5 protein-coding genes are annotated in these 4,133 nt (G+C 43.1%); 1 reads left to right on the top strand and 4 read right to left on the bottom strand.

The window, feature by feature from the left end:
- Positions 1 to 98: 98 nt before the first annotated feature.
- Positions 99 to 977, top strand: coding sequence for a heterodisulfide reductase-related iron-sulfur binding cluster (locus tag A3G19_RS00005; protein WP_015653892.1), 879 nt, complete (start codon positions 99 to 101; stop codon positions 975 to 977).
- 27 nt (positions 978 to 1,004) lie between these two features.
- On the opposite strand, the gene A3G19_RS00010 is transcribed toward A3G19_RS00005, so the two are convergent.
- The 4 genes from A3G19_RS00010 to A3G19_RS00025 form a co-directional block, all read right to left on the bottom strand.
- On the bottom strand, positions 1,005 to 2,087 hold the full coding sequence (locus A3G19_RS00010; protein WP_015653893.1) for a GGDEF domain-containing protein: 1,083 nt from the start codon (positions 2,085 to 2,087) through the stop codon (positions 1,005 to 1,007).
- Between the two features lie 131 nt (positions 2,088 to 2,218).
- A complete protein-coding gene (gene mog / locus A3G19_RS00015) occupies positions 2,219 to 2,743 on the bottom strand; it encodes a molybdopterin adenylyltransferase (RefSeq protein WP_015653894.1) in 525 nt (174 codons plus the stop codon).
- Positions 2,740 to 3,258 (bottom strand): pimelyl-ACP methyl ester esterase BioV, encoded by a 519-nt coding sequence (gene bioV, locus A3G19_RS00020; RefSeq protein ID WP_015653895.1) that lies wholly within the window; start codon positions 3,256 to 3,258, stop codon positions 2,740 to 2,742. The genes mog and bioV overlap by 4 nt, the downstream gene beginning before the upstream one ends.
- On the bottom strand, positions 3,245 to 4,133 hold an 889-nt coding region (locus A3G19_RS00025), incomplete at its 5' end, for an AAA family ATPase (RefSeq protein WP_294869858.1). The genes A3G19_RS00025 and bioV, both read right to left, overlap by 14 nt.

The following is a 4,133-nucleotide window of genomic DNA, read 5'->3' on the forward strand; positions in this document are numbered from 1 at the left end:
AAATCGTGATGCCATGGAACATGCCGAAATCAAAAAATCTGGATGAAATCAAAAAATTGATTAAATCTTCATCCACCGTGAAATTTTAGGAGCTGATTATGGAAAAACTAAAATACGCCCTCTATACTGGATGTACGGCGCGTGAAAGTACGCCCGAGCTTCTAAAATCAACCATGGCAATTGCCGATAAACTCGGGATTGAGCTTGTGTTGTTAGACGAAGCTTCATGTTGCGGTGCATCACACCTTCAAGATTACGATGATTTCCTCTCATTGGTTTTGAATGCCCGTAATATCTGTTACGCTGAAAAACTCGGACTTACCATGGTCACCATCTGTAATACGTGTCAGCTTAATACGGCGATGACCAAGCACCGACTTGACACAAACCCTGAACTTAAAGCCAAAGTCAATGCGAAATTGGCCGAAGTGGGATTGGAGTACAAAGGGACTTCAGAAGTAACTCACTTCCTTTATGCCATCATCCAAGATTACGGTTTGGAAAAATTGGCTGCACGTGTCCAAGTACCTCTTAGCCAGTTTAATATCGCGCCATTCTACGGATGCCATAATATCCGCCCATCTGAGCTTCAAAACCTCAGTAACGGCGGTGAAAATCCGTATACTCCAACCTCTTTGGATGATTTGATCATCGCGTGCGGCGGTGTGAATGTCGATTATGAAGAGAAAAATAAATGCTGCGGTTTCCATGCTGAGCTTCAATCACCGCGCACAGCAGCAATCCTAACAGGAAATGCGATTGCCGGTGCCATGGATGCAAATGCAGACTGGATGGTTACTCCGTGTCCCTTGTGTCACCTTAAACTCGATGTACAGAATCATGGAGCTTCAAAAGCCCTTGGACGCGATGTCCATCTTCCGGTACTTCATATGCCGCAGATGGTTGGTCTCGCACTCGGATGTACTCCAACGGAACTCGGACTTAACCACCACGTTACCAAAGTCGACTTCGTCTAATCTTTCTTCTCCCCGCATCGGGGAACACTATTCATTCCAGATTCTTACCTGATTTTTTCCCCGTTTTTTAGCATCATAAAGAGCCTTATCTGCTTGACAAAGCAACTCATCGATATTTGAAACATCTTTCTGCGATGCTATGCCAATGCTTATTGTCATGCGTAGATCACTTTTTTCACGTAACAACCGGCTCTCTTCGACAGCACGACGAATTATTTCACTTCGCTCATATGCTTGAGAGAGTGGCAGGGGAAACATGATGGCAAATTCTTCCCCCCCTATCCTGCCAAAGGGTTCACTATCACGAATGTGTAATTTAATTGTTTGGGTAATCAGTTTCAATGTGCTATCACCGATAGCATGGCCGTAAGTATCGTTAATGGCTTTAAAATCATCAATATCAATCATTACCATAGAGTATGCTTGATATTTTCCCTCCAAATTCCCCACTTGATACAAAAACTCACGCCGATTTAAAATACCGGTTAGCTGATCGGTTTGGGCAAGAGATTTAACCTCTTCTAACGTTTTAGAGAGTATCTGAGAATGATACGTTGAAACTATCTCATAAAAAAGCGCAATCAAAAAAGTAGCCATAAGTGCCAAGAATTGCATAAAAAACTCTATGTGAGACGTATGAAAGTACCAATGATAAAGCCATAATGCCATCAAATACGAAAAAGCGTACAATGTTCCTAAACGGGCCCCTAAAAAAAGGAGCCCTCCGATAACAGCAGGAAAAAATCCATAAATAGTAATGGATTTTATTTCTGTTTCAAATAATATAGTGATTTGCGAGAGATAAACATTAATCGCAAAAATGACCGTTGCCGAGTAAAATGAGAGAATTTGCAGACGTAAATACATAAAATTCATCAAAATCATGACAATGCTCAAGAACATCATCACAATGATAAATGTATTTTGAGGAGAAATGATCAAGACACATGAAGCGGCTAAAAAAGCCAAAATCTGACTTAAGAAAAATGCGGTCACTTTCCCTTGAGACTGGATTGTCGTATGTAAAATATCTTCTTCGGACTTAGGGCAAAAAAAGCGGTAAACACGATGCGAAAGTGTACTTAAAGATGATATCGATTTATCGATCATCGTCCGCTCCTTTTCCTGCAATAACAATCCAAAGACTTCTAGAATGTCACACTCAGGATTAAAAGATTATTAAGATTTCTCTATATATATCTATATCGACATTTTTGTTTATTAAATAATTTTTTTTTAATTTATTGCTTTGGTCGAAACGCTTTTATAACTTCTTCGTTGCACTCTAAATACGGCCCCTCGATCAAATCGATACAGTACGGTACGGCTGGGAACACGGCATCCAAACACTCGCGGATCGATTTAGGCTTACCCGGAAGATTGATAATCAGAGATTTACCTCGGATTCCCGCTGTCTGTCGTGATAGGATAGCGGTAGGAACGTATTTAAGGCTTACCTGACGCATCAACTCACCGAACCCCGGCATCATCTTCTCGCAGACGTTTTCGGTCGCTTCAGGGGTCACGTCACGTTTTGCAGGACCTGTCCCCCCCGTCGTAACGACTAGACAGCACCCCTCACGGTCACACAACTCCATCATCGTCTCTTCAATCGTATCTTGATTGTCTGGGATACAACGGTACACAATCTCATGTTCTGATTTTAAATAATCTTTCATGGTATCTTGAATCGCAACCCCTGATATATCTTCATAAATCCCCGCACTCGCACGGTCTGATGCAGTTATAACACCTATTTTAATCATTGTAAATTCTCCTGTAAAAAATGGTTTCCTCTTCGGATAGAGATAACGGTGGCATAGGGGAGAAAAAACTCCCTCGCCCCTGAGACATCGATCACTTGATCGTCTAACCCAAGATAGACCTCGATACGTGTCCCTTTGGAGCATATAGACTCCATCAACTCACTCGTCCATTCAAAATAGAGGAGTTCTTGCAAAGACTCGGCATCATTGCTTCCCAATGAAACGGGAGCTACGGGTAATGGGGAAAAGCAACTCGTCAAAAAATTATCCAGATACCGCTCGGCATCTTTGAAATATCCACCCATCTGAAGTCGTCGGAAAGACTCTTTTTTCGTCTGAAAAAAAGCGGGAGAAAAGAGTTGGAGGGTATCGATACGCTCAGACGAATCACGGACATACTGTGCTGCTTTGATCGCACCGTAACTAAATCCTGCTACCGTATACTCACCGCGCTTTAAATAAGGATCAAAAAAACACTGATCCCCAGTGAGTGCAAAACCGCTATAAAATCTCATTCATCGTTGCTTTGGCAAGTGCTTTGGAAATATGTTCGTATTCATCGAGAATCGTTTCGAATTTAGCAAGAATTTTTTCATGACGTTCTAAGAGTGCGCTCATCTCACGGTAGAGACGATCGGTAAGTTTAGCTTCATCCTCAGCTGAGGGCTGGATCGTGCTTCCCATCCCGTATTCATATACCATTGCATGAGCCAACTCTTTGGCAACCCCCAAATCATGCGACGCATTGCTGGCGTGTTCACCGAAACGAAGATGTGACGCAGCGATCCCTGCAAGATGAACCCGTATATGCGCTTCGATCTCATGACGAAGCTGCGGCTCGGCAGTAGGGGGAGTGATCGAATCATTGGTCAGGGTAATCTTCTCATACGGCAAATCAAACCATGTAGCGGCAAAAACTTTTCCTGCTTGGTAACGCACTTGATAACGACGCTGTTCATCACTGAGCATCGCAATTTTCTTTTTCCCGAACATCACTTTATCTTTGACCGCAATAAAGTGTTCCGCTTTAACCTGAATCTCATTTTGACGCATACAGAGCAACGCCGCTTCATTCACCAAAGCCGCTAATGATGCTCCGTTAAATCCGACCGTCATTTTGGCAATTTCGGCGATAGAAAGATCATTCGGAATATGGCGAAGATATTTCTGTAAAATCGCTTCACGTTCACTTGCCGTAGGAAGCTCAACAAAAATACGGCGATCAAACCGTCCTGCACGAAGCAAAGCCGCATCCATCACATCAATATTATTGGTCGCGGCGATCACTACGATGCCGCTCGTCTCTTCAAATCCGTCCATCTCGGTGAGAAGCTGATTGAGAGTCCCCTCTCGCTCGTCGTTTCGTCCCCCTTCACGCTTTTTACCTACC

Origin of the sequence: Sulfuricurvum sp. RIFCSPLOWO2_12_FULL_43_24 (assembly GCF_001829605.1) — a bacterium.
Lineage (GTDB): Bacteria > Campylobacterota > Campylobacteria > Campylobacterales > Sulfurimonadaceae > Sulfuricurvum.

What these genes read in the sequence shown, in the direction of transcription:
- A3G19_RS00005 (WP_015653892.1), top strand. Translation starts at nt 99, where the DNA reads ATGGAAAAACTAAAATACGCCCTCTATACTGGATGTACGGCGCGTGAA.
- A3G19_RS00010 (WP_015653893.1), bottom strand. Translation starts at nt 2,087, where the DNA reads ATGATCGATAAATCGATATCATCTTTAAGTACACTTTCGCATCGTGTT.
- mog (WP_015653894.1), bottom strand. Translation starts at nt 2,743, where the DNA reads ATGATTAAAATAGGTGTTATAACTGCATCAGACCGTGCGAGTGCGGGG.
- bioV (WP_015653895.1), bottom strand. Translation starts at nt 3,258, where the DNA reads ATGAGATTTTATAGCGGTTTTGCACTCACTGGGGATCAGTGTTTTTTT.